This window comes from Treponema bryantii, assembly GCF_036492245.1.
Lineage (GTDB): Bacteria > Spirochaetota > Spirochaetia > Treponematales > Treponemataceae > Treponema_D > Treponema_D bryantii_C.
In genome coordinates this window covers 1,162,857-1,187,740 of sequence record NZ_AP025286.1, presented here as the reverse complement: position 1 = coordinate 1,187,740, position 24,884 = coordinate 1,162,857, and the positions used below count along the sequence as shown (strand labels likewise).

At 40.1% G+C, this 24,884-nt stretch carries 23 protein-coding genes; 7 read left to right on the top strand and 16 right to left on the bottom strand.

The window, feature by feature from the left end:
- A complete protein-coding gene (locus AABJ44_RS05405) occupies window positions 1-2,355 on the bottom strand; it encodes a glycoside hydrolase family 95 protein (RefSeq protein WP_338370912.1) in 2,355 nt (784 codons plus the stop codon).
- 83 nt (window positions 2,356-2,438) lie between these two features.
- Between AABJ44_RS05405 and AABJ44_RS05400 the strand changes: the two genes are divergently transcribed.
- The gene (locus AABJ44_RS05400) at window positions 2,439-3,977 is read left to right on the top strand and encodes an ATP-dependent nuclease (protein WP_338370911.1); all 1,539 of its coding nucleotides are present in this window, start codon (window positions 2,439-2,441) and stop codon (window positions 3,975-3,977) included.
- On the opposite strand, the gene AABJ44_RS05395 is transcribed toward AABJ44_RS05400, so the two are convergent.
- The 5 genes from AABJ44_RS05395 to AABJ44_RS05375 are packed head-to-tail and all read right to left on the bottom strand — an operon-like array spanning window position 3,978 to window position 7,004.
- Complete coding sequence (locus AABJ44_RS05395) at window positions 3,978-4,508, bottom strand: NUDIX hydrolase (RefSeq protein WP_338370910.1); 531 nt, start codon at window positions 4,506-4,508, stop codon at window positions 3,978-3,980.
- An 11-nt stretch (window positions 4,509-4,519) separates the two neighbouring features.
- Entirely contained in the window at window positions 4,520-5,134 is a 615-nt protein-coding gene (locus AABJ44_RS05390) for an HD domain-containing protein (RefSeq protein ID WP_338370909.1), read from the bottom strand.
- Between the two features lies 1 nt (window position 5,135).
- Window positions 5,136-5,690 (bottom strand): histidine phosphatase family protein, encoded by a 555-nt coding sequence (locus AABJ44_RS05385; protein ID WP_338370908.1) that lies wholly within the window; start codon window positions 5,688-5,690, stop codon window positions 5,136-5,138.
- Between the two features lie 26 nt (window positions 5,691-5,716).
- Window positions 5,717-6,718, bottom strand: coding sequence for a glycerophosphodiester phosphodiesterase family protein (locus AABJ44_RS05380; RefSeq protein WP_338370907.1), 1,002 nt, complete (start codon window positions 6,716-6,718; stop codon window positions 5,717-5,719).
- Between the two features lie 13 nt (window positions 6,719-6,731).
- On the bottom strand, window positions 6,732-7,004 hold the full coding sequence (locus tag AABJ44_RS05375) for a DUF2087 domain-containing protein (RefSeq protein ID WP_338370906.1): 273 nt from the start codon (window positions 7,002-7,004) through the stop codon (window positions 6,732-6,734).
- A gap of 249 nt (window positions 7,005-7,253) precedes the next feature.
- On the opposite strand from AABJ44_RS05375, the gene AABJ44_RS05370 reads away from it, so the two are divergent.
- The gene (locus tag AABJ44_RS05370) at window positions 7,254-8,519 is read left to right on the top strand and encodes a FliM/FliN family flagellar motor switch protein (protein ID WP_338370905.1); all 1,266 of its coding nucleotides are present in this window, start codon (window positions 7,254-7,256) and stop codon (window positions 8,517-8,519) included.
- Here the strand turns inward: AABJ44_RS05370 and AABJ44_RS05365 are convergent.
- Window positions 8,503-9,627 carry an HD domain-containing protein gene (locus AABJ44_RS05365; RefSeq protein WP_338370904.1) on the bottom strand — a complete coding sequence of 375 codons (1,125 nt, stop codon included), beginning with the start codon at window positions 9,625-9,627 and terminating at the stop codon, window positions 8,503-8,505. The genes AABJ44_RS05370 and AABJ44_RS05365 overlap by 17 nt on opposite strands.
- On the bottom strand, window positions 9,627-10,088 hold the full coding sequence (locus tag AABJ44_RS05360) for a GNAT family N-acetyltransferase (RefSeq protein WP_338370903.1): 462 nt from the start codon (window positions 10,086-10,088) through the stop codon (window positions 9,627-9,629). The genes AABJ44_RS05365 and AABJ44_RS05360 overlap by 1 nt, the downstream gene beginning before the upstream one ends.
- A 56-nt stretch (window positions 10,089-10,144) precedes the next feature.
- Between AABJ44_RS05360 and AABJ44_RS05355 the strand changes: the two genes are divergently transcribed.
- Window positions 10,145-11,182, top strand: a complete 1,038-nt coding sequence (locus tag AABJ44_RS05355; RefSeq protein ID WP_338370902.1) for an aldo/keto reductase — start codon at window positions 10,145-10,147, stop codon at window positions 11,180-11,182.
- 21 nt (window positions 11,183-11,203) lie between these two features.
- Here AABJ44_RS05355 and AABJ44_RS05350 read toward each other — a convergent pair whose 3' ends face one another.
- From AABJ44_RS05350 to AABJ44_RS05335, 4 genes are read right to left on the bottom strand one after another with little or no spacing between them, the layout of a single operon-like run.
- Window positions 11,204-11,869 (bottom strand): hypothetical protein, encoded by a 666-nt coding sequence (locus AABJ44_RS05350; RefSeq protein WP_074645507.1) that lies wholly within the window; start codon window positions 11,867-11,869, stop codon window positions 11,204-11,206.
- Entirely contained in the window at window positions 11,866-12,516 is a 651-nt protein-coding gene (locus AABJ44_RS05345; protein WP_338370901.1) for a hypothetical protein, read from the bottom strand. Before AABJ44_RS05345 ends, AABJ44_RS05350 begins: the two co-directional genes overlap by 4 nt.
- A gap of 53 nt (window positions 12,517-12,569) precedes the next feature.
- Window positions 12,570-13,472: an ATP-binding cassette domain-containing protein gene (locus AABJ44_RS05340; protein WP_338370900.1), complete on the bottom strand. Its 903-nt coding sequence runs from the start codon at window positions 13,470-13,472 to the stop codon at window positions 12,570-12,572.
- Window positions 13,473-13,487: 15 nt separating this feature from the next.
- Window positions 13,488-13,856 carry a GntR family transcriptional regulator gene (locus AABJ44_RS05335; RefSeq protein WP_338370899.1) on the bottom strand — a complete coding sequence of 123 codons (369 nt, stop codon included), beginning with the start codon at window positions 13,854-13,856 and terminating at the stop codon, window positions 13,488-13,490.
- Window positions 13,857-14,047: 191 nt separating this feature from the next.
- Here AABJ44_RS05335 and AABJ44_RS05330 point away from each other — a divergent pair, with 191 nt between their 5' ends.
- From AABJ44_RS05330 to AABJ44_RS05320, 3 genes are all read left to right on the top strand, one after another.
- Window positions 14,048-15,967, top strand: a complete 1,920-nt coding sequence (locus AABJ44_RS05330; protein ID WP_074645511.1) for a DNA topoisomerase IV subunit A — start codon at window positions 14,048-14,050, stop codon at window positions 15,965-15,967.
- Window positions 15,968-16,130: 163 nt separating this feature from the next.
- The gene (locus tag AABJ44_RS05325) at window positions 16,131-16,730 is read left to right on the top strand and encodes an IMPACT family protein (protein ID WP_338370898.1); all 600 of its coding nucleotides are present in this window, start codon (window positions 16,131-16,133) and stop codon (window positions 16,728-16,730) included.
- A 5-nt stretch (window positions 16,731-16,735) separates the two neighbouring features.
- Window positions 16,736-18,031 carry an endo-1,4-beta-xylanase gene (locus tag AABJ44_RS05320; RefSeq protein WP_338370897.1) on the top strand — a complete coding sequence of 432 codons (1,296 nt, stop codon included), beginning with the start codon at window positions 16,736-16,738 and terminating at the stop codon, window positions 18,029-18,031.
- Window positions 18,032-18,033: 2 nt separating this feature from the next.
- Here the strand turns inward: AABJ44_RS05320 and AABJ44_RS05315 are convergent, their stop codons facing one another.
- Window positions 18,034-18,669: an HAD family hydrolase gene (locus AABJ44_RS05315; protein WP_338370896.1), complete on the bottom strand. Its 636-nt coding sequence runs from the start codon at window positions 18,667-18,669 to the stop codon at window positions 18,034-18,036.
- A 64-nt stretch (window positions 18,670-18,733) separates the two neighbouring features.
- Here AABJ44_RS05315 and AABJ44_RS05310 point away from each other — a divergent pair, with 64 nt between their 5' ends.
- Entirely contained in the window at window positions 18,734-19,612 is an 879-nt protein-coding gene (locus tag AABJ44_RS05310; protein WP_338370895.1) for an alpha/beta hydrolase, read from the top strand.
- On the opposite strand, the gene lon is transcribed toward AABJ44_RS05310, so the two are convergent.
- From lon to AABJ44_RS05295, 3 genes are all read right to left on the bottom strand, one after another.
- Window positions 19,613-22,000 carry an endopeptidase La gene (gene lon, locus AABJ44_RS05305; protein ID WP_338370894.1) on the bottom strand — a complete coding sequence of 796 codons (2,388 nt, stop codon included), beginning with the start codon at window positions 21,998-22,000 and terminating at the stop codon, window positions 19,613-19,615.
- A 198-nt stretch (window positions 22,001-22,198) separates the two neighbouring features.
- Window positions 22,199-23,863 carry a serine/threonine protein kinase gene (locus AABJ44_RS05300; RefSeq protein ID WP_338370893.1) on the bottom strand — a complete coding sequence of 555 codons (1,665 nt, stop codon included), beginning with the start codon at window positions 23,861-23,863 and terminating at the stop codon, window positions 22,199-22,201.
- Window positions 23,860-24,870, bottom strand: a complete 1,011-nt coding sequence (locus AABJ44_RS05295) for a hypothetical protein (RefSeq protein ID WP_338370892.1) — start codon at window positions 24,868-24,870, stop codon at window positions 23,860-23,862. Before AABJ44_RS05295 ends, AABJ44_RS05300 begins: the two co-directional genes overlap by 4 nt.
- Window positions 24,871-24,884 lie beyond the last annotated feature (14 nt).

The following is a 24,884-nucleotide window of genomic DNA, read 5'->3' as shown; positions in this document are numbered from 1 at the left end:
CTAAGCAATTATAATCTTATCTTCATTAAGAGAGTTTTTTCCTTTGTGAAGATAAGATTTTACAATCTTTCCATTTTTCCATTCAAAATCAAGAGTATAACCGCCTTTTATTGCGACTCCGCGTACATGACCAGTCTGCCATGCAGGTTCACCTGGAAGTGCCGGGAGGAGTTTTACGATTACGTTGCCCTGGTCATCAAACTCACTCTGCACAAGCATTCTGATTACCGCTGCAAGAGAGCCGAAGTTTCCGTCAATCTGGAACGGAGGATGGTTGTCTAAGAGATTTGGAAGCGTTGAATGAGTAAGCAGTTTTGTAAGTGCTTCAAGTGCTTCATCCCCCTGCTCCAGCTGGGCACGGAAATTAATTATCCATGACTGACTCCAGCCTGTGTGACCGCCGCCGTTTTCAAGACGTTTTTTTAGAGTCTTCTTACAGGCTTCTGCAAGCTCTGGAGTTTTTTCTACAGTGATTGTGTGTCCTGGATACAGGCCGTATAGGTGTGAGATGTGTCGGTGACCAGGTTCAACCTCTTCAACCTCTCGATTCCATTCCATAAGGGAGCCATCAGAATTAAGAGAAGGCATTTTGAGATGTAAAAGTACATAATCAAAAGAAGCAAAATCTTCATCACTATAGGAATGACCTTTTTTATCCGTACATTTATCACCAAGCACATCCCTTGCTTTTTTGATTCCCTTAAAAAGATGTTCAAGAATCATATTATCCATTTCGCAGCCAGCCGTAAAAGCACCGGTTTCTCCAGTTTTTGTTACATAAGAGTTCTCAGGCGACAAACTAGGATTTATTATCAGATAATCGCCATCCTGAACAAGGTAATCAACAAAGAAAAGGGCTGCTTCGTGCATCAGATAATAATAACGGGCAAGGAAAGCCTTATCCTGTGTATATTCAAAATGTTCTATTATATGAGTAGCTAGCCAGGCAGCACCGAGTACCCAGTAAGTAGCCGGAAGCCATGCATCCTGTGGTGCTGCATCTCCCCAGTAATCGGTATTATGATGAAGCACATAACCACGGCAGCCATACATTTTCTGCGCAGCTATACGGCCATTTTCGTAACAGCGCTCAAGAAGATCAAAATATGGCAGTTCACATTCACTGAGATTTGTCATATTTACCGGCCAGTAGTTCATCTGAGCATTTATATTGATTGTATATTTACTCTGCCATGGTGGTTCAATCTGACCGTTCCAAAGTCCCTGAAGAGTAAGTGGCAGAACACCAGGAGCACGGCTTCCGCTGATCATAAGATAACGGGAGAAATTTATATATTGATTTACGAGGGTTGTATTAGATGGGGCAGCGGATTTTAAGAGCTCAGGTGTGCTTGAGCATGTTCCTGCCTTATCAAAATCACCATTATTGCTTTCTCCAATCTCCACTTCGCAGCGATCCCAGTAATTTTTCCATTCAACTAAATGCCATGCAAAGAAATCTTCTGTAGCTGTTTCAAGCCCAACCTCATTTATACGATTTTTGATTTCTTCAAGATTCTTTTTGCATTCTTTAGACCATACATTTTTGTGAATCAGTTTTTTATATTTCTCCGGGGTAAGAGGCTTGTCATTCCATTTTTTATTCCAGCGGAGACACTGAATATCAATAAAGAAAAGAACTTCATCACAAGCTTCGCCATAAAGGCATGATCCACGGGTTCCATATTCACCACCGCGTGCAATTGCGCCAACACCTCCACAGAACGGAATTCCGTGAGAATCTTCTATATATATGCAATTATTCTCAGCGTAAATCCGGTCAGTCCAGATTCCACGGTCCAGATATCCAGAATAATTGATTTTTCCTTGTTTACTGGCTGTAACGTGCATAAAAAGCATATCATCAACAGCACTAATCCAGGTTCGACGTGTAAAAATGATACCTTCATCATCAGTATATGTTACAAGGCTGCACGCCATATCCAGAAAAAGTTCACTTCTATAATTATCATAAACCTTTTCATCTGCTTTATGCTGAAGCGGCCAGCCACAGGTAAGTCCGTTATTCTTCTGAGAGAAAAAATCTATATGAAAATCTCCGGCAGTCTGATAAGCCCGCTGATTAAAACTCGTACCACTCATCGCTTCAAAGCCAAGAGACTGAGCTTCCAGAACACGCCCCTCATTCACAAGAGAACGAAGCTTTTCCAGATTTTTCTTAGTATCAGGATTTAATCTATTCTGAGGCCCGCCAGACCAGATTCCTTCTTCATTCAGTTGAAGCACCTCATTACAAGGATGCGCTTTTACCATACAACCAAGACGGCCGTTTCCAAGAGGCAGATATTCTTCCCACTTCTGTGGGGGTACATTAAATAACAGTTTTGAATTCATAATTGTATTTCAGTCTAATGGAAAACAGTAATACAGTAAAGAAATAATTTTTAATCAGATAAAAGCTATGATATAATTAACTCATGCATGAAGTTACTGTACGTGTAAAAATTCCTTTTCTCTGGGGAAAGACCGTTTTCAAAAAAACAAACTGGTCGCAGATAAATCTGATTGTCGGACCAAACGGGAGCGGAAAGACACTTCTTGCACAGAATATTGCACAGCAGTTTGAGCAGGCTGGTTATTCAGTAAGATTTCTTAAATCTGACAGAAATTACAGCGAACAGATTGTGGTTCTCAAGAACAACGAAAAAATCCGTGCAAAGATTGAAAAAGTACTTTCAAGCATGTTTGGAAAATCCATTACCTTTATAGAAGATATTGATGGAACTTTAATTCCGATTGTAGAAAATAAAGCCTGGAATGTTGAATATATGCTCGAAGATGCAGAATGTCACGGACTTCGGGAAATCATTTCACTGCTTGTAAATCTTTATGATACTACCGGGGATGACTGCCTTTTTATTGATGAACCAGAACTGCACCTTCACCCTCAGTTCCAGACTTTCTTTATGAATGAAATAAGGAAGGAAGTTTCCCACAGTTCACGCCGCATGTTCTTTTTAATTTCTCACTCCCCTTTTTATATTGATTTAAGAACTCCTGAAGAACTCACAGGTGTAGTTGTATGTCATGTAAATAAAGCGCCCACAAGTATAGAAGAATTAAATGATGAAGACGATTCCCTGTTCCGACGTTTTCTTCCACGCTTTAATACTTACCACAAACAGTTCTTTTTTTCTGATAACCAGATTTTCGTGGAAGGTTATACAGATCAGCAGATGTTCACATATCTTCTTACTTTCATTGAAAATGAATATAGTGCGGCAGGAACAGGAATTATTGATGTGGGAGGAAAAGATGAGCTTGGAGTTTTCTGTAAAGTCTGTTCTCTGCTTGGAACAAATGGCCGTATTATAACAGACCTGGATTCTCTTTTTTCCGGCAAGCTTCGTGATGTTGCTAATGAAGATGAAAGGGTTATCGGCTGGCTTGAAAAACAAAAAGAAAGACAAGCTGATTTTTACAACACAATCTTTTCAAAAAAAGAAGTTGAACAGGAAATTACACTTAGCAAACTGATTTTCAGACTGGAACGATATCTTATCAGGATTTCTCAGGAACTGCATAAATATTTTGAAGTAAATAAGATTCCTGCAAAAATGCAGCCGCTTATGGAAAAATTGGCTCAACTCCGCGAAAAGCATGAAAATGCAGAAAGTGTAGATACCTATAAAACAGTTCTTTTACAGGGAATCAATAATGTTGGAGATGAGATTGCAGAATGCTTACCGCAAGAGGTAGCAGAGACAATTCCTCTTATAAAGAATCTTGCAGCCTTTATTCTTGCAGCAGCTGAAGCAGCAAGAATCTACATTCTTCCGAAAGGCTGTATCGAACACTATTATACAAGAACAAGCATTCAATACATGCCTGTTTCTGCAAAAGACAGATTGTTCCGAAATGAACTGGAGTTTATTCAGGACGCACACAGAAAATCAGTGCGCAAGAATTACAGCGAATTGATTGAACTCTTAGAAAAGGCTGCGAGTAAAAACTAACTAACGTTCGTCATTAACGATGTGAAGTACACTGCAGTTTTTTAAGATTTCAGGAATACGGGTTTTCAGAAACTCTGGTTTGATATTTGTTTCAGGAAGTTTTTCTATTGGAATCCAGACAAGTTCTTCCTTCGCATTATTCCAGCCATAGCTTTCTGAATGAACATCTTTTGAACCACGGCTTTTCATAAGATAATAGAATTCCAGAACGTGGCAATTAAACCCATCAAGGCTATCTTCTTTTCCAAGAAAAAGATTTTCACAGACTACAGCAAGACGGTCCACTTCATAAGCAGCACCAGTTTCTTCAAGAACTTCGCGGACAACACAGTCTTCTGATTTTTCATTCATATTAACTCCACCGCCTACAGAATAATAATGAGGCGATGTTGGATTTGTTACCGCAAGCATACATCCGTTTTCAATAATAATTGCAGCGGCTCTGTAACGGAACCAGTTCTTACCTACCTGATAGCAGCAGTCAGGGTAACCAACTTTTATTTCACCAATTTTCTTTTCTAAATCTGTCATTTTTCCTCTCACTAAGCTTTTAGCCAGCCTTTTTCTATTGCGTTATCGATATTTTTTTCAACCCATTTGTAAACTTCAGGCATAAAGTTCTTAATGATAGCCATACGCTTTTCTACGGAGGAACGACAGGTTCCACTTTCAACCCAGGTATGACCTTCTGTTAATGTGTTATGAAGGAACGGCTGAAGGCGATCCATACAGGCAGCGTATTTTGCATCCGGTGTTTGCATAGCATCAAACTCTTCCCAAAGCAAACGGATTTCTGTTCCCTGCTCTTTCGGAAGCTGTGCAAAAAGTTTGTCTGCTGAAGCAGCTTCTCGTTCAGCTTTATCCTGATTTCCTGCGACATCATAGGCAAAGGTATCGCCTGCATAGATTTCTATAAGATCGTGAACGACGCACATTTTTACAGCTCTTGCAATATCAACCGGTTCAACCGTATATTCAGCAAAAATCAAAGCCATAACAGCAATGTGCCAGGAATGCTCTGCATCATTTTCGCGGCGTGAACCGTCAATCAGCATGGTACGGCGCAGAATCGAAGTCATCTTGTCGATTTCAGCTGTAAAGCGCAGCTGCTGGTCAAGGCGGATATTTTTAGATTCCAGAAAATTTTCAATAGCCACTTTAGAACTCGTACTCCTTAACTTCACAGTTATCTATATTTGTAGAACTGAACTCTTCGTTTGTTTCTGAAAAGAAATAGGAATGAAACATTCTGGCAATTCCGCCGTGAGTAACCAGAAGGAAAGTTTTATTTTCTTTTTCACTGCGCTCTTTAAGTTCATCAATAAGGTTATAGATTCTCTGACCAAGGCGGAGCATAGACTCACCACCATTATAATCACATGCAAACTGCTTTTTTGCTTCGTGAAAAACTCCAGGATGTTTTTCCCATTCGTGTCCTTCATATTCCCCGAAGTTCTGTTCAATAAGACGTGGTTCAACTGAGAGTGGCAGTCCGTTTTCTTCCGCAACAATTTTTGCAGTATCAGCAGCACGACTTAATGGAGAGTGAATTACTTCATCAATCTTTATTCCGCTTTCTTTGATTTTTTTTGCAAGCTCATGAGCCTGAGCAATACCTTTTTCTGTAAGAGGCGTATCTGTAATTCCCTGAACTTTTCCTTCAACGTTCCATACAGATTCGCCGTGACGTGTGATGTAAATGTGACTTTTCATTTTTCGATTATATCAATTAGCTTTTTTTATTTCCATTCCTTTGCAACTTCAACAAATAATTCGGGATCATCAGTCATGATACAATCACAACCTAAAGCTGCAAGCTGTCGCATTTCTTCTGCTGTATTGATGGTCCAGTATTGAACCGCAATATTCCTACGATGTGCACGTTTTATGAATGTTTTTCGATCAAGACTAATTTTTACTCCCTTTACTTTGTAAGAAGTTGGAATCTGAAGACAGGCAAAATCAGCTTTACTAAAAATATTTACCCCAAAAATATGTGAAATAATAAAACGACAAGCATCTCCTGTTGAAGCCCCCCGAAGGAGATCAGGATGATTTTCTCTCAAATCTTTTGATATTTCATCATGAAAGGTACCAATAACTACATTTTTTTTAAATTCTGGATATTTATTCGTCAGTAAATCATCTAAAGCCTGTACAGCCTTAAAACCTTGTTCACCACCATTTTTTATTTCTACGATAAACAACAAATCTGGTTTTGTCGTATAAAATTCCTTGAACAAGGATTCTACTTCAAGAATCTGAAGTCCACTTTCTTTTAATACTTCTCTTCTATCCGGCTGATCAACTGTAACTAGTTCCCTATAAGGATAATTTCCTTTTTTATCCTTAAATCCATATCCAAAATTGAATTCCTTTAATTCGTCTAATGTATAATCTCCAATCTCATGCTCATCTTTTGTATTATCAAACAGACTGATATCACTCATTCTGTCGATTGTTCCATCATGAGAAAAAACTATTTTTCCGTCTTTTGTAATCCAGATATCAGATTCAACAATATCAATATCATATGAAGCAACTGCATTACGGTATGCCATCAATGTATTTTCCGGACTGGTAATAGCTCCGCCACGATGAGCTGCAAGCATCGGTTTTCCAGGATTATGATTTATAAAAACATTTTCTGAATTAAATTTCTTTGCAGGAATTATATTGATAATCACAAAGAACGCAAAAACAGCTGACAGACAGCAACCAATAATTTTAATTTTTTTCATAACTCTCCTCCAGTTATTCAGTTTCGTGCACCCAGTATTCAGAACAATCTGGAGAACGATCCATTAAAAAAGCATCATAAAGCTCACGACGTAAAAGCGAATGATCACCGAAGGAATGCCACTTTTTGATAATCATATTGACTTCAAGTTCAGAATACTTACAGCCTTTTTCAAATTTAGTAATAAGATATTCAAGAACTGCCCGTTTTTCTTCTTTCTTTTTTGGCCATCGGATTATAATGCCATCAGAATTGACAATTGTTTTTAAATTTTCAACATTTTCCATAAAGTCATTATATCACAAAAAAAACTCTACGGAATAGTGTTATTTCAAAATTATTTCACTAAACTCTACTGAAAATTCTACTCAGATAAACCACACGTCGGGTTACAAGCCCAAAATACTGTGCTAATATTACAATGTCAGATGCCGGCAGAAACACAAAAAAATGGTAAAGCTAAAAATTGCTTGCGCAATTTTTTTAACGCTTTGCTATTTATCACCGCCCGCCAGCGGGCTTACTCAGGAGAAAATATGAACGCACAGAAAACTGGATTATTGATTTATGAAATGAGAACAAGAAAAGGTCTCACTCAGAAGGAACTTGCAGAAAAATGCAATGTTACAGATAAAGCAGTTTCAAAATGGGAACGCGGCGAAGGCTGCCCTGATGTTACTGTTCTGCCGATACTTGCTGAAATCTTTGGTCTCGAAGTAGAAAGCCTTATGAATGGCGAGATTCCATTGAGTCAGGATGTAAGCGGAAAGACGATAAAGGTTTACAACTTCCGTCAGCCAGACAGATATTCACGAGCAATGCACCGTACACTCGCAATCCTTGGAGATGATATCTGTAAAGCAATCAATCAGGAATTTACAGCGCTTTTGAATGGCCGCTGCGAGTTCAGCGTTGGAATGGTAGATCAAATGGTGAACATTGAGTTTTTGCGCTCCATTCCAAAGAACTGCTTTTTCTATGATTTTGATTTCGCGAACAGAGGCTTTACAATTGAAGTTGACCCGCAGATAGCAAAAGTTCTTATGAAACAGGATTTTTCAAAGCATGAGGTAATTACAGATTTTGACCTTGATGTTTTTAAGAATTATTTTCTTAGTAAGATTTGCAAAGTGCTTAATGAAAAGACTGGGCTGATAACAGACAAGGTTACAGCTTCTGCAAATACAAATCTGATCCGTCAGGAAGAAAACCGAATGATGCTTCTTCTTGGACTCACTGGAAAAGTGGACGGTACAGAGGGCTGGATAAACATTCAGCTCAGCGACACAGTTATAGACGACCTGTTACAGAACGGCTGGTTTAATAATTTTATTCCGGGCAAAATTAAATTTCAAAATCTCAAAAACATCAAAAAGAAAGACTCTCCGGACAATGTTTTTATAGAGCTCGGACGTTTCAATCCTGAGAACGTTGAACTAGAACCTGGAAAAATTTTGATTCTCGAAAAAAAAGAAACAGAAGCCCTTGATGTTGTGTACGAAAACCGTGTAATTCATACCGGTAAGACCGTGAGCATTGATGAACTCTTTGGAATTGAGATTGCAGAAACAACACAGCTTTCAGAAATCGAATATACCGAAAAAGATTATATCTCGATTCAGCTCGGAAGCGCGTCATTGAAGAAGGAAGAAATCGCAGCACTGCACCAGGGCTCATACATCACCTTGAAGCAGCGTGCCGGTGATCCCTCACTGATTATCCGCGCCGGAAAAGTAATTGCCACCGGGGAAATTTGTATTGCCGATGACAATTTTGCGATACGGGTTATTGAGGTGAAATGATTTCGTAATACTCGCGGCCGGCTAGCTTTTCGAAGTAGGCTTTAAGTTCAAAGTTTTTATCCCACTTACCCTGAGGATAATAGCCGTACCGCGCTTTTACGTCGTTCATGCGGTCTTCAAGATTAAGAGTGCCGTCTGCACCGCAGGTAGCATCCAGAATCTGAATCAGACGATCATAATCGTCGTATACGGCGGCTGCAAGAAGACTTTTGATTTCTTCCATCTGCACATCAGAAATATCGACTTTTCCAATATAATCATCTGTAATCTGGAGATTAAAAGAATGAGTCAGGCAGATTTGAGCGGCTTTTTCATAACCGAATGACAGCAGAAAATGATAACCATCGTAAACGTGGGCGATATAAGTGTGTCCTTCCTGGCGGCCGATATCATGAAGAAGGCCGTAAACATATGCAAGGTCTGGATTCATTTTATCTTCACTGCAATTCTGATTTACTGCCCGCGCAATTTTTTCCGCCGCCCGAGCAACCGCATAACTGTGTTCGCGCCACGGACCAGGATTTTTCTTTACCCCTTCTTCGAGCAAAAGCTCTGCCATACAGCGTGAAGGCTCCGACTTCACACCTGCCATCATTTCGAGTACCCGTGCATCCCGTGCAATCATTGCAATATTAAAATCGTTTGTGTCGCGATACTGGCGGTTTGCAAGTGCCGCTTCTTTTATAGAGACTATGCGAAGTTCAAAACCAGCTTCGTCTTCGTAGGCGTCCAGGTTCTGGCTGATGATTTTGAGATTTCCGTTCTCGTCGTGTTCTACATCACACTCATAATAAAAATTATCTTGAATAAACACCGTATTTTCAGCCAGCCCGGATTTCTGATAACGGGAAGCCACGCCAAACTCTCGCACACTTTCCGGCACAAGAACAAGCCCTACTTCTTCCTGTACTTCACGAGCCAATGCTGCAATCTTGTCTTCTCCCTCATGAATACCACCACCTGGAAATTTGTAATAACCAAGCTTAGTTGCATAAACAAGGGCGAGTTTATCATCTCCAATATGAATAATTGCACGAGCAGAATCGCGTCTTGAACGCTTCCAGTCTGCGCCATAATTTTTTAAATCAATTGTAAAAAGCTGCTTCATTATTTTAATCCCATTACATAAATCTGGCACGGATTTGCTTCATCCCAAAGCATCGGGAAAACTTCAAACTCCTTAAAGCCGAGCGCCTGGTAAAAACGGTTTGTTGCGTCATAATCATCATACATTCCCATCTTTACAGTTTTTACCTGCATAAACTCATAACCTTTTTCAACTGCGAAAGTCTTTGCCATATCAAAAAGCTTGCGACCAATTCCTTTTCTGTGATATTCCTTGAGTACTCCCATAACTGCAAGCTCAACGGTTTCTTTGCCGGTTTCTTTCAGACACAAAAATCCGGCAGGCTTGTCGCCATCGTAAGCTACAAATGTTGACCGGTCGGCACTATCATTAATATACTCTTCGCGGGATTCTTCTACTGCAAACCAGTCTGGTAAAGCTTCCAGAACAAATCTTATGATTTTCTTTTTTTCATCGATATCACTAAGCTGTTTAATAATCATTCAAATCCTCTATATATAATATATAAAACTTTCCCCGCCTATGCTATAATTTCATTATGAAAACAATCACTCTTGGAACTACAGGTATTACTACTCCTCAGAATGCATTTGGAGCGCTTCCTGTACAGCGTGTTAATATGGAAACTGCCGTTGAGATTTTGCACAGAGCTTATGACGGCGGCTTGACTTTTTTTGATACAGCTCGCGCTTATTCTGATAGTGAAGAAAAAATGGGACAGGCTTTCGGCCGGGACAACGGAAAATACGACCGCGAAAAGATTTTCATCGCAACAAAGTCTGCTGCAGAAACTCCTGAAAAACTCAAGGCAGACCTTGAGACATCACTCCATAACCTGAAAACAGATTATATTGATATTTACCAGCTGCATTGCGTAAAACAATGCTATAAGCCTGGCGACGGAACTGGACTTTATGAAGTTCTTCAGGAAGCAAAGGCTAAGGGCAAAATCCGTCATATAGGAATTACAGCGCACAAAATCGGTATTGCAGAAGAGATTGCAGAAAGCGGACTTTATGAGACACTTCAGTTCCCATTCTCATATCTTGCAACAGATCGAGACATCTCTCTCGTAGAAAAATGTAAAAAGAACAACGTAGGCTTTATTGCCATGAAAGGTCTTTCCGGCGGACTCCTCACTAACGCAAAAGCCTGCATGGCATTCATGCTTCAATATGATGTTCTTCCAATCTGGGGAATCCAGAGAATGAGTGAACTCGAACAGTGGCTGGACTTTTTCCGCGAAGAGCCGGAACTCACTCCGGAACTCGATGCTCTCATCAAAAAAGACCGCGACGAACTGCTCGGAGAATTCTGCCGTGGCTGCGGCTATTGCTCGCCATGCTCAGTCGGCATCACAATCAATCAGTGTGCCCGCATGAGCCAGATGATCCGCCGTGCACCTTCAGAAGCCTGGCTCACTCCACACTGGCAGGAAGAAATGATGAAAATCGAAAAGTGTGTTGACTGCGGTGCGTGCCTCAAGCGCTGTCCTTATGAACTCAATATTCCGACTCTTTTGCGAAAGAACCTTGTAGATTACAAGGATATCCTCAGCGGAAAAACTAAGGTATAAACTCAAAATCATCACTCATTCTTACCGCCTCTTATACTCCCGTTCAAGCAGCAACCGATTCAACACACAGGAAATCACAACAAGAATCAGTCCAGCAATAACGGCAATAATAAGTCCCAAAGAACTAAGATGTGGAAGCATATTTGTCAACGACATGAAAACAAAACTTCCAACAAAAGACGGCAAAAGCAAAATCAGATAACATATTACCTTTACCCCCGTCTCGTCAAATCTTCTGCTTGCAGCAACTGAAAAGTACAACGGATCTTCTTTACTTATAGGCCTAATCATTTTTGGAGTAATGACAGAAACCAGAAGATGAAAAAGGCCATATACAATTATGATGACATAACAAACCGAAGAATCAAAACCTCGTTTAAAACTCCAGAAAACAAGACCAAGTACAAAAACAAAAAGTGTTGTATTTATAATTTCAATTAAAGCGGAAAGATATTTTGTATAAATCTTTTTTGTACTCTTTGTTGTCTTTATAAATCTTGTTGAACCTCTATTAAAGAATAATCTGAGAATAAAGATAAAACATAAAGATGCCCACAGACATGAAAGAATTACATAATGAAAAGCAAGTTCACCTCGTGCAAGTCTTTTTATCGGAATAACCGAATACAGGAAACCAGACAGTAAAGAAAGTGTTGCCATGAAAATATTAATTGGAAGATAATTCATTTTTCGCCTCCATCAGAATATGCCACTTTCATAATTCCAAGCCAGCGACAATTTGAAAAAAACATCAAAGGAATAAAAGTCACAAGCCAGATTAGAAAGATATATTGAGAAAACAGGTTATTCAAAACCATCATAACCAGCGCAAACAATAACCCAAGCCACATTTTCGAAGAGATGGTTTTCTGAGATTTACTTCTGAAGAAAAACGGAGTAATTCCAAAGACTACAAGTCCTCCAAAAATATCAGCCAGGAAAAGGAACAAAGCATTTGAAGGAAGAGTTCCCATCTGAAGCCCGATACCATATACAATCAAAACGACTACCACGTACTCAATAATTTTTTCTATAAAATTAATTAAATACCAGGATTTATAAGTTTCGAAACTCTTACTGAAAGTTTTGAGATAGCACGCTGTTTTCCCGAGATTAAAAAACTCATTTATATGCTGAATGAACGGCAAAATCTGCGATACACCAAGCATTGTATAAATAATAGAATTACGTTTTTCCGAAAATCCAATTCCGCCAACACCGAATCTGATAAACAGAATAAAAAACAAATCTAAAAGCAAAAGAATAAAAATATCTTCGCGTAATTTCTTTCCGGTATAAACATAATAATTATTCAGATTATTTTTGATATTCATTTTCGTCTCCTTGTTTTAATGCACCCCGACACCAGGCCTCGACCAGCAGCCAGCTATTCCCCGCTTCGCAAAATCAGAACCGAAAGCTGCTGTAACGTTGGAACTTCAACTGCAAGGCCTTCATCAAACTTGTCAGCATTTTCTATCGAACAAAGCCCTTCAACTTTATCATCATCAAAATAATAAAAATCAAAAGCCTCTGTTCCATGCGATGTCCCCAGAGCCTCTTTCGGTCCATGCACATAGCGGTACTGTTCTCGTAAATCTTCCACAAAGCCAGTTGCAAGGACCTGGCCACGCGCAAGAAAAACAACATAATCAACAATGTTTTCCATGTCGGCAATATTGTGAGTTGAAAAGAGAATGCTCGTTTCTCCGTTCCCCTGATTTATGTACTGGCGGAATTTTGAATTGAGCACATCGCGGATTACAGGATCCAGCGCAGAATCAGGCTCATCTAAAATCAAAAGTTTTGTATCGCGGGCAAGAATTGAAGCAATGGCAAGACGAGCGCGATTTCCATCTGACCAGGCACTTATTTTTTTCGGATGTTTTGAATCTTTTTCTTCGATTCCAAATTCCTTCAAAAGCGCATCAAACTTCTCCATATCAAAATTATCAAAAGCAAGCGGAAGAGATTTTCTGATATTTTTAAGACTCCAGGTCATAGGAAAAAATCTGTTAGCCGCACACCAGCCAATTTCATTACGAGGCTCGCCATCGTTCTGGTCGAGGTCTGTATATTTCTCAAGCCAGGTGATTTTTCCGCGGCCACTTGTAATACCGCCAAGAGCATCAAGCAGAGTTGTTTTACCGGCGCCGTTTTCTCCAATGAGCGCTGTTGTAAAGCCCGCAGGAATCTCAAACTCCAATGGACCAAGATTAAAACCATCAAAATGTTTTTCATAACCATTGAGTTTTATTGTAGCCGGTATTGTCATTCCGTTTCTTTCCATTTTCTCCTCCTGTTTTTAATTTGCCTGTAAAAGAGCCTCGAGCATCTGCTTAAGTTCATCGCCGGTAAGGCCTGCAACCTTTGCTGAATTAATTGCGTTCTGTAATTCAGTTTCAATCAATCTTAAATGCTGTTCACGGACAAGTTCCAGATTCTGTGGATTCACAAAATACCCTTTCCCCTGCACAGCCGTGACAAGCCCTTCCTCTGCCAGAATCTCATAAGCCTTCATCGTTGTAATGACGCTGATTTTCAAATTCTGAGCAAGCTCACGTATTGAAGGTAAATATGATTCAGGCTTTAATTTTCCTGAAAGAATCTGATCCCGATATTGATTTGCAATCTGCTTATAAATCGGTTCACTTGAATTCTGTAATATCTTCACACAACCTCCTGTATATAACTGTTTATATAACAGTATAACAGTTAAGTCAAGCAAAAACAGTTGAAAATCACGAATTTTTCATTTATAATTTTATGTGGGTTAGGACAATTAACAAAAGATCCTGAAACAAGTTCAGGATGACGGCGTCGTTTAATTTGACGATGTATATTTTTGTCCCTTGGGGAAAACTAATGGCTTATGTAAAAAATCTGTTCGATCAGAACTTTATTCAGTATGCAAGTTACGTTATCCGTGACCGCGCTATTCCTGAAATTACTGACGGACTGAAACCTGTTCAAAGACGAATCATTCATACACTTATCAAGACAGACGACGGACGTTTCACAAAGGTTGCTAACGTGTGCGGCAAGGTTATGGCTTATCACCCGCACGGAGACGCTTCTATTTACACTGCGCTTGTTAATCTTGCCAACAAGGAAATCTTTATCGACAAGCAGGGAAACTTTGGTAACATGTACACCGGTGACGGAGCTTCTGCTCCCCGATACATTGAGTGCCGCCTCCGACCAATTACAAAAGAAATCTTAAATACAAATCCACGTATTACACAATATGTTGAAACCTACGATAGCCGCGATGTTGAACCGACCTCGTTCCAGGCAAAACTTCCGCTCGTTCTGATTATGGGTGCTGAAGGTATTGCTGTTGGTATGAGCACCAATATTCTGAGTCATAATATTCATGAAGTAATTGATGCTGAACGAAAATGCCTTCGCGGAGAAAAATTCCAGCTCTTCCCTGACTTCCCTACCGGAGGTCTTATTGATGTCAGTGACTATCAGGATGGACTCGGAAAAATCATCACCCGTGCAAAAATGGATACAAGTGATGATAAAAAAATCGTAATTACTGAATTGCCTTATGGTTCTACAACAGAACGACTTTGTAACTCAATTGAAAAAGCTGTTAAGAATGGAAAAATCAAAGCTACATCAATTCAGGACTATACTTCAGATAAAGTAAATATCGAAATCCGTCTTCAGCGCGGAGTTTACACAAAAGATGTCGTAGATTCTCTCTATGCTTTCACAGACTGTGAACAGACAATCTACTGTAACCTCCTCGTAATCAAAGACAACATGCCTGTGCAGATGACCTGTACTCAGGTAATCGAACATCACGCAAAACAGCTTGTGGGAATTCTTAAACGGGAACTTGAACTCGAAAAAGAAGACCTCATGGAAAAACTCCATCTGCGTACTCTCGAGCGAATCTTTGTTGAAGAGCGCATTTATAAAAAGATTGAACAGCAGAAAACAGAAGAAGGCGTAATCAAGGCTGTAAAAGACGGCTTTAAGCCATTCGCGAAAGAACTGATTCGTCCGATAACAGATGAAGATGTTGACCACCTTTTGAAAATCCCGATCCGCCGTATCTCGCTTTATGATATGAGCAAGAATAAGGCCGAAGTTGAAGCAATCAATGCACGCATTAAGGAAATCAACCGCCTGCTCAAACACCTCGTAGACTATGCAATCAGCTGGCTCGACGGAATCGAAAAGAAGCTTGAAAGTCTTGGGGAAGAAAACCTTAAGCGCCATACAACTATTACAAACATCAATGCCGTAGACGTAAAGGCCGTAACAAAGCGCGATCTTTCCCTCAAATACGACGAAAAAAACGGAAACCTCGGAACAGAAGTTTCCGGCGGTACAGAACTTTTCAAAGTTACTCCATACGACAAGATTCTTTACGTTCGAAAGAGCGGAATTTACTCTGTTTCAGAAACACCGAAAAAACTTTTTGTCGGACCGGAAATGCGTTACTGTGGATTTGCCGATAAAGAAAGCCTCTCAAAGGTTCTCTTTACAATTCTTTACCGCGATCCTGCAACTCAGTTCGTTCACATCAAGCGCTGTAAGATTCAGGCCTTTATCATGAACCGCGACTACTTCTTTGCTCCTGAAGGCTGCGAAGTTCTCCACGTTGATACCCGCAAGAGCTTTACCTTCCAGCTCAATTACGTAAAAAAGCCTCGCCTCAAGGTGCTCACCGAAAAGTTCAAGGCCGATAAGTTTGAGGAAAAGTCTCTCAAAGCAAAAGGTATCCGCGTTGCCAATAAGGAAGTTCAGGATATTGTTGTGGAGTAGGAGAAAGGTTATAGGTGTCAGGTTTTAGGTTCTAGGGGATTAGGGGGAAGTCTCCCCCTCGCTCCAACCGCCTGCGGCGTTTTCCGCTACCCCTTCTCCTAGGGGCTTATGCAGCCCCTAAAACCCTGCACAAAAAAAACTAGCACCTAGCACCTAAAAAAATATGGAAGTTCTAAAAGAATACATCAACTACGAAGAAACAATAAAAGGCTCGCGCTTCCTCTCCGAGCTCTTTCCCTGTTCCACACAGGCAGAAGCCCGCGAACTCGTAAAATCTCAGAAAGCAAAATATGCCGATGCAACTCACGTAGTACACGCCTTTGTTATCGGCCCCGGTGCCGAAGTTATGGGAATGAGCGATGACGGAGAACCATCCGGTACAGCCGGCCGTCCTGCCCTCGATGTTCTCCGTGGCCGCAATTGCACAAACACAGTTCTCACAATTACACGATGGTTTGGTGGCACACTACTTGGAACTGGTGGCCTTGTAAAAGCATACGGCAACGGAGCAAAAGGAGTTCTCGCTGCCGCAGATGAAGCCGGCCTTTTTGAAGAACTCGTAGCAAAAAAAGCTTTCACCTTCTCTACCGACTACGCACTCTATAAACTTATTAAAATCACACTTGAACAATTCCATATCTACAATCTCACAGAAGACTTTGGAACCGAAATTACACTCACAGGTGAAATCCGCGAGGATGAACACGAGCTTTTCATCAGTAAATTACTTGATATTTCCAACGGAAAGATTATTGTAAAATAATTTACATGAAAAGAATCACACTTATAACACTGACATTCTTTGTCGCAATTACACTCATCTCCTGCAAGGGAAAATCTGAAAAAACTGTTGCACAGAATACACAACAGGAAGCAACCGGAATGGCTGCTGCGTTTATGAAGTCTGCCGAAAAATCGCAGGCAGAAGAAAAAGCCGCAGAAGCAGAAATGCCGGAACAGAAAGAACCTTTATACGAAGCAGCTGCCAGACACGGCTTTAAGATGGGCGCTGTAATTTCTTATCAGACTGTTCAAAAATCTGCATATACAGATATGATTAAAGCTGACTTCAACAGTATAACTGCTTCAAACGAGTTTAAGGCTTATTCACTTTTGAATCAGCAGCTGAGCATGAAATCAGAAAACGGAATGCCTGTCATGAACTATTCACAGGCAGATAAAATTGCCCAGTTTGCACAGGAAAACGGAATAGGAATCCGCGGACATGTTCTTGTATGGGATGCATATATGCCAGTCTGGTTCTTTAAGGAAGGCTATTCAAAAGATGGTGCTTTTGTTGATTCCGACACAATGAAAAAACGTCTTGAATATTATATCGATGAAGTTGTTTCGCATTTTGAAATAAACTTCCCTGGTGTTGTTTACTGCTGGGATGTTGTAAATGAAGCTGTTGCAGACGGCTTAAACGAATGCAAGGCAGATGATGAGCGAAGAGTCCGCACTTTAAGAGGTGGAACTCCAAATTATTTCTATGATGTAATAGGACCAGATTATGTTGAGCTCGCATTTAAGTATGCACGTAAAGCTGCAAACAAAGTAAATCCAGATATCAAACTCTTCTATAATGATTATAATACATTCCTTTCACCTAAACGTGAAGCAATCGGAAAACTCATTACCAGCATCAATAAAAAAGAAAAACTTTGTGATGGACTTGGAATGCAGGGCTATGTTGGCGGTTATGGACAGCAGGCAGGCTGTATGAATTCAAATGATATCAATCTTTTCAAGAATGCAATCAACTTCTATGGAAATCTTGGTGTTGAAGTTCATGTAACAGAACTTGCATTGCGCAATTACGAAAAAGATCCAGCAACTGCAGCACGCCATGAAAACTTCTATGAGAACTTCTTTAAGATGCTTGGCGCCGCTAACAACGAAAACACATATCTTACAAGTGTTTCAATCTGGGGACTCACAGATAATCCATCTCTCCCAAAAACAGATTACAGCTATAAGATGAATGGACCTTACTGCGGTATCTTCCATTACAACTTAAAGAAAAAGCCTGAGTTCTTTAGAATTCTTAAAGCTCTGGAATAGAATTATAAAATTGACTTCAGTCCTTCGAGGGAATCAAAAACTGCAATGCACATTTTTCTGATTTCCTCGGTCGGCTGAATTTTATCTACAACCATAATCGTTTTTAAGCCGGCTGCATAAGCGCTCTTTATTCCGTTCAAACTGTCTTCAACTGCATAACATTCTTCCGGTTTAAGTCCAACAGATTTACAAGCCATCAGATAAATTTCCGGATTCGGTTTACTGTGAACAACCATGTCTCCTGTCGTCCTTGTTTCAAAAAAATCAATTACACCTGCTGTGCGTAACTGACGTTCAACAGTTTCCCCACGTGTAGAAGAAGCAAGCGCAAGAGTATATCGAGATTTCAGATATTCAAGAATCTCTTTTGCATAATGCATTAAAGGGATTCCTTCATTTTCTTCTATCTGATGAAAGAGCTCTGAGGTACGAGTAAGAAAGCCTTCTCCATCAAAGTTATTTCCAAAATGTTTTTTGAAGATTTCAATTGTATCATTTTTATTTGAACCACGGCAGGCATTTATAAGCTCTATATTAACTTCAAGATTTTTCTCTTTTGCAGCTTCCATCCAGGTTCTGTCAGAAATTGTTTCGGAGTCTAAAATTACTCCATCCATATCAAAAATAATGCCTTTCATAATGAAGGAAGTTTACCACAATATTTTAATAGAAGAAAGAAGGTTGTTTTGTTATAATAATTTTATGAAACGAATTTTTGTAACTCTAGCTACTATCTTAGTTTTTTCAATTACAGCCTTTTCTCAGGATGCAACAATTTATCTCTGGCGTAATGTAAAAGGCATGGAAAAACAGCCTTCTGTTATGTTCATGCATAAGGCAGAGAAGACTTCATCTGAAACTAATGCAGCAGTAATTGTATGTCCGGGCGGAAGTTATCATCATCTTGGACTTAAGGGCGAAGGAAACACAACTGCCACCTGGTTTGCAAAAAATGGAGTTACAGCATTTGTATTAAAATACCGTACTGCAGAAAGTTTTTACCACTACCCTGCCATGCTGCAGGATATTCAGAGAGCAATTCAGCTTGTCCGTGAAAATGCAGAAGAATGGAATATTGATCCTAACAAAGTTGGTGTAATCGGATTTTCTGCCGGCGGACATCTTGTAACTATGGCCGGAGAGTTTTTTGAAACTCATAATGAAATTGAAAAACTTGGAATACAAACTAACGTTAGTTTGCGTCCAGATTTTGTAATTCCAGTTTATCCAGTTGTTACAATGCAGGATGATATTGCACACCGCTGGTCGCGCAACAGTCTTTTAGGTTCTGGCAAAAAAAATCAGACTCAGGAACGCAAAGATGAGTTCTCAATGGAATTGAATGTACCGGACAATATGCCGCCAACTTATGTAGTTGTCTGCAAAGATGACCCGGTTGTAATTTATGAGAATTCATTCCGTCTTTATGATGCCCTTCAGGCAAAAAAAATACCGAGCCGCCTTGCAGTTTATGACTGGGGCGGACACGGTTTTGGAATGAAAGACAATGCCTTTATGAAAGAGTTCCACTGGAACCAGGCTCTCAAAGAGTGGCTCGTGGAACTCGGTGTTATGAATTGATTATTTTATTCCCAACGCAATCTCAAGAACTTCATGCACATCACTTACAGGCATAAACTTTATGCCCTGCTTTACGTGTACAGGAATATCTTCGAGGTCGCGCTCGTTTGCCTTTGGAATAATAATTGTTTTAATCTTATTACGTTTTGCTGCAACAGTCTTTTCGCGGAGACCACCAATCGGCAGAACCTGACCAGTAAGTGAAAGCTCACCAGTCATTGCAAGATTAGGCTTAATCTTTTTGTTCATCAAAAGTGAAACAAAAGTTGTAGCCATTGTGATTCCAGCACTTGGTCCATCCTTTGGAGTAGCTCCTTCCGGAATATGAAGATGTACAATATTGTCTTCAAACCACTTTGCATCTTTTACACCGCGCTCAAGAACAAACTTGCGAGCCCAGTCAAAAGCGATCTGACTTGATTCCTTCATTACATCACCCATCTGACCTGTGAGTACAAGCCCACTCTTTCCGGCAAATGAAGAGGATTCAATCAGAAGTGTGTCGCCACCCATGCTTGTCCAGGCAAGACCAATTGCAGTTCCCGGTACGCTGGCAGTTTTTATCTGACTTTCGTCGAAGACAGGTTTTCCAAGATATTTGAAAAGGTCTGGAGCGTCGAGGGTGATAGATGTTTCGGTTATTCCACCCTTCTTCTCGGCTTCAAAAACCATCTCAGTAACAATCTTACGATGAATCTTATCAAGGCACTTTTCGTAATTGCGGACACCAGCTTCGCGGGCATATTCTTCCGCAATCTCAAGCAGTGCTGCCTTTGTATATTTTACCTGATTCTTTGCAAGTCCGTTTTTAGCAAGGTTCTTTGGAACAAGATACTTCTTTGCAATCTCAAGTTTTTCCTGATCAATATATCCGCTCAGGTGAATAATTTCAGCACGGTCGAGCAATGGCTCAGGAACAGTATCCAGAGTATTTGCAGTCAGAATAAAGAACACATTCGAAATATCATAAGGCAGGTCGAGATATGTATCACGGAAAGTAACATTCTGTTCCGGATCAAGAACTTCAAGCAATGCACTTGCAGGATCTCCGTTATGACTTGAGCCCATCTTATCAATTTCATCAATCATAAAAACAGGAGTGCTGCTCTTTGTGATTTTGAGTCCCTGAATAATTTTTCCGGGCATAGCTCCAATGTATGTTCTGCGGTGACCTTTAATTTCTGCTTCATCACGCATACCGCCAACTGAGAAACGGTAGAACGGTTTATTCATGGCATTTGCAATTGAACGGCCGATACTTGTCTTACCAACTCCCGGAGGTCCAACGAGAAGAAGAATAGAACCTTTGGCATCCTTCTTCATTTTGCGAACCGCAAGATATTCAACAATACGCTTTTTTACATCCTCAAGGCCAAAATGGTCGTCCTCGAGAATTTTCTTTGCGCGGTTTAAATCATAATCATCAACAGCAGGAACCTTCCATGGAAGCTGGGTAATCAGTTCAAGATAATTACGTGTAACAAGCCACTCAGAAGAGTTCGGATCCATCATTGAAAGTTTTGAAAGCTCACTCTCAACAGTTTCCTTGATTTCACCTTCAAAGGCCAGTTCTTCAATCTTCTTTTTGAACTTCTGATAGTCGGTTTCGTTTCCATCTGGAGTTTCGCCCAACTCTTCCTGAATTGAACGCATTTCCTCACGAAGGAAATACTCACGCTGATTTTTTTCTATCCGGTCATTAAGTTCATGCTGAATCTTTTTCTGAACTCTGAGCAGTTCCTGTTCTTTTTTGATAAACACAAGCACCTGCTCCATTCGCTGACGAACATTTACAGTTTCAAGAATCTTCTGCTGTTCATTTTTATCAACATTCAGAATTGATGCAATAAAGTCTGCAATCTTACCAGGATTATCAATATTAACCATATTGAGACGCATTTCTTCCGAAAACAGAGGATTATTTTCACTAACCTCTTTCATTTCAGAAATAAGTGCGCGGGTAAGAGCCTTTACTTCAAATGTATTTGCTTCTTCATCATCAAGATATTCAATTGCTGCAGCCATAGGAGCCGCATTATGCAGAACCTTTCTGATTTTGAAACGCTTTACTGTTGAAATAAAAATATTTATACCGCCATCAGGAAGGTTCACTTTTTTGATGATTCGGGCTGCTGTTCCAACCTTATACAGGTCACTGATGGAAGGAGTTTCCGAATCATTTTTAAGCATTACGATTCCGATAAAACCTTCATTTTCATACGCTTCTTCAACAACCTTTACGTCATCATTTGAGGTTATCATAAGAGGAGTAAAAATGCCTGGAAATATCGGCCGTCCGGCAAGCGGAATCAATGTTAATTTATTAGGGAGAATCTGATCTGTTGGGATTATAGAGTTCTCTGACGAATTATCATCTTTATTGTTCATACTTTTAATATACTGATTTTTCTATTAAATCGTCAAATAAAACTAAAAAAACGGTGATTGTGGGACGCAGGCAAGAAAAGGGAAAGGGGGGCCCCGGGTCGAGACAAAATCGAGCGAAGTGAGATTTTGTCTCGGGGGTACCTGGGGGGATTCCTATTCCCTTTTTTGCCGTCGCTGGGACCCGCAATCACCGTTTTTTTAGTTTGAGATTTCTGGCAATAATTCCGAAGAAATAATAAGTTCATCCTGATACCAATCGATTAAAAGAGAGAATTCTTCACCCTGATATCCTTCGCGTTCTGTTCTGATTTTCCATACAGTTCCAGATTCCAGATTTTCTTCTTCAATTTCAGCCAAAGGAATCCACTTATTCTTATAGAAGATTTTGAATTCTGTTTCTTCAGTGATATCTTCACCTGTTACACTATCTGAAGCAAAAGTCTTTATAGTAAGATTTCTTTTTGTATTTTTAAGGAAATCACAGGTAATATCAACATCATCATCTCCAACAGAAAAACTCTTCCACCATACATAAGGTCCAACAACAACCTTAACACGGTAACTTCCATTTTTCAGGAAAACAGGACGCATACTGTAAGTTTTATTGCGACCGGCAGGTCTGGAAGCTATCATACGTTTTTTTGCAGAACTGAACATCAGTTTTTCATAAAAAGCTGAGCCCTGTTCATAGAAGGTTCTGTGGGTTCCCTGAACTTCGGGAATCTTATCTCCATCATTTTCAAAGAAAAATGCTCTTGCCGGAAGGTCGAGATTTTCGGACAAAGCTCGCGGCATTTCTACTTCTATGCTTACCTGACTGTACCATTTTGAAAGCACAGTTTCATGAATAAAACCGCTGTACCATAAACCTGCAAAAACAGCAGCAGCAGCGAAAACTCCCAGTACAGAACGTCTTACAATGCGACGTGCACGGTCCTTTACTGCCAGTGCTTCAGGAGCAAAGGTATACTGCTTTGTTGTTACTACTGATTTTGCCAGCTGAACACGGAGTTCATGTGTATCATAATGGCTGAGATATCTTTTTACCTGACGTAACACAGCATCTATAGACTGGTAGCGGGCTTTTGCCTTAGGTCGAATCATTTTATGAATCAGGCGGCAGATATCTTTCGGCACAGTTTTATCAATTTTCCGTGGACTTATATAACGGCCCTTTTTAATCACCGCGAGAGTTTCAAGCGACAGAGTTCCCGGGTAAGGCTTAGTACCGGTAACCATTTCATAAAGCATAATGCCCAGCGCATAAATATCTGCACGGTGATCTACCCTTGCACTGTCTTCGAACTGCTCCGGAGGCATATATGCCGGCGTTCCTAACGCAACACCTGTCTGGGTTTTATCACTTCCCTCATCCGCGCCGCCTGCAGCGTGATCACTTGCAATACCAAAGTCTGCGAGCTTTATTTCACCCCGCTTCGATAAAAGAATATTTCCCGGTTTAATATCGCGGTGTACAATTCCTTTTGAATGAGCATATTTTAAGGCATAGCAGGCATCCTGCATAACAAGCATAGAAACCGGACATGGAATAGAAGTCTGTTTCTTTATGAGTGCATCCAGTGCTGTTCCATCAACAAGTTCTTCCACCATATAACGGTAGCCGCCTTCGGTGAAATAATCAAATAAGTGAACAATATACGGACTCTGTAAATCAAGCAGCAGCTGTGCTTCCTTTTTAAAACGACCGGCATCTCCTGCATGTCCTCTGGCTGTCATTTTTTTGATTACGACATAACGCTTCAAAGACGGATGAATTGCCTTATATACAACACCCATTCCACCCTTAGCGATAATTCCGAGAATTTTGTACTTTCCTATCATTGGAGGAAATTCGTCACTCATTTTTTAATCTCCACTATATCCGTCTCCGGATTAAATTTTCTATCTGACTGCACTAATGCAATATTCTGTTTTCCAGGATTATGAAACTGAATGTATCGTCCATTCTGTAAAAGTTTATAATTTCCAGTTACCGGACGGTGTCCACCCAGATATACATAATCATTTATCTGTGAAAGCTCGAATCCCTCACAAAGATTTTTTATTGTACCTTGAGCACTTCCAATTGCTGCCGTTCCGTTATCTGTCCAGGTCAGGCCTTCAACAACACCTTTTGTCAGACGTGCATTAACAAGTTCTTCACGTGTATAAGTTCTGAAAGGTTCTGCATGAGATACCACACATTTTTTCCCAAAATAAACCAGCGGTAAACTCTTTTCTACGCAATTCATCAGATAAAGAATATCATCTCCATAGAAGTCCTGTACAAAGACCATACCCATTTCACCTTCATCTGCAAATTTCCTGAATGCATAATCACCGTCTCCGGTAGCATTCAGAATATTTTCATGATTTCCCTTCAGGATATGTACATAAGCTGGAAAAGCCTCTTTCAATTTTAAGAGTCCAGCCAGAAGACAAAGCCCTTCCTGCATTTCTGCTGAAAGCGCAGGACCTGTAAATATTCCATTATCAAATTCAGCTGCAGCAGCTGCCCATCTTTCTCTTGTATGTCGTTCTGTATGAAGAATATCACCGACACTTAAAAGTCTTACCCTTCTTGCAGAAAGAGCTTCAAAAACTGTCATATCTTCATAAAGCTGATAATCAAGAATATTCATTAAAAAATATGGACGTGCATGTAAATCTGGAATTACAATCAGTGGAAGTTCATCTTCATGAAAATCAACAAGTCCGCCTGTACTGTCATCCGATGCCTTTTGCCTATACTGAGTTTTTTCTTTTTCAAGACAATCTGAAGCCTGATTTAATAAATCGAAAAACTCATCATAAGTCGGCAGAGTATTTGAGGTGAGAATAGTTTTTATTGTCTGATAAACTGAGTCCAAAATTATTCCTGTAT

Bases quoted from the DNA above. Each gene is read 5' to 3' on its own strand.
- AABJ44_RS05405 (WP_338370912.1), bottom strand. From the start codon at position 2,355: ATGAATTCAAAACTGTTATTTAATGTACCCCCACAGAAGTGGGAAGAA.
- AABJ44_RS05400 (WP_338370911.1), top strand. From the start codon at position 2,439: ATGCATGAAGTTACTGTACGTGTAAAAATTCCTTTTCTCTGGGGAAAG.
- AABJ44_RS05395 (WP_338370910.1), bottom strand. From the start codon at position 4,508: ATGACAGATTTAGAAAAGAAAATTGGTGAAATAAAAGTTGGTTACCCT.
- AABJ44_RS05385 (WP_338370908.1), bottom strand. From the start codon at position 5,690: ATGAAAAGTCACATTTACATCACACGTCACGGCGAATCTGTATGGAAC.
- AABJ44_RS05380 (WP_338370907.1), bottom strand. From the start codon at position 6,718: ATGAAAAAAATTAAAATTATTGGTTGCTGTCTGTCAGCTGTTTTTGCG.
- AABJ44_RS05375 (WP_338370906.1), bottom strand. From the start codon at position 7,004: ATGGAAAATGTTGAAAATTTAAAAACAATTGTCAATTCTGATGGCATT.
- AABJ44_RS05370 (WP_338370905.1), top strand. From the start codon at position 7,254: ATGAACGCACAGAAAACTGGATTATTGATTTATGAAATGAGAACAAGA.
- AABJ44_RS05365 (WP_338370904.1), bottom strand. From the start codon at position 9,627: ATGAAGCAGCTTTTTACAATTGATTTAAAAAATTATGGCGCAGACTGG.
- AABJ44_RS05360 (WP_338370903.1), bottom strand. From the start codon at position 10,088: ATGATTATTAAACAGCTTAGTGATATCGATGAAAAAAAGAAAATCATA.
- AABJ44_RS05355 (WP_338370902.1), top strand. From the start codon at position 10,145: ATGAAAACAATCACTCTTGGAACTACAGGTATTACTACTCCTCAGAAT.
- AABJ44_RS05350 (WP_074645507.1), bottom strand. From the start codon at position 11,869: ATGAATTATCTTCCAATTAATATTTTCATGGCAACACTTTCTTTACTG.
- AABJ44_RS05345 (WP_338370901.1), bottom strand. From the start codon at position 12,516: ATGAATATCAAAAATAATCTGAATAATTATTATGTTTATACCGGAAAG.
- AABJ44_RS05340 (WP_338370900.1), bottom strand. From the start codon at position 13,472: ATGGAAAGAAACGGAATGACAATACCGGCTACAATAAAACTCAATGGT.
- AABJ44_RS05330 (WP_074645511.1), top strand. From the start codon at position 14,048: ATGGCTTATGTAAAAAATCTGTTCGATCAGAACTTTATTCAGTATGCA.
- AABJ44_RS05325 (WP_338370898.1), top strand. From the start codon at position 16,131: ATGGAAGTTCTAAAAGAATACATCAACTACGAAGAAACAATAAAAGGC.
- AABJ44_RS05320 (WP_338370897.1), top strand. From the start codon at position 16,736: ATGAAAAGAATCACACTTATAACACTGACATTCTTTGTCGCAATTACA.
- AABJ44_RS05315 (WP_338370896.1), bottom strand. From the start codon at position 18,669: ATGAAAGGCATTATTTTTGATATGGATGGAGTAATTTTAGACTCCGAA.
- AABJ44_RS05310 (WP_338370895.1), top strand. From the start codon at position 18,734: ATGAAACGAATTTTTGTAACTCTAGCTACTATCTTAGTTTTTTCAATT.
- lon (WP_338370894.1), bottom strand. From the start codon at position 22,000: ATGAACAATAAAGATGATAATTCGTCAGAGAACTCTATAATCCCAACA.
- AABJ44_RS05300 (WP_338370893.1), bottom strand. From the start codon at position 23,863: ATGAGTGACGAATTTCCTCCAATGATAGGAAAGTACAAAATTCTCGGA.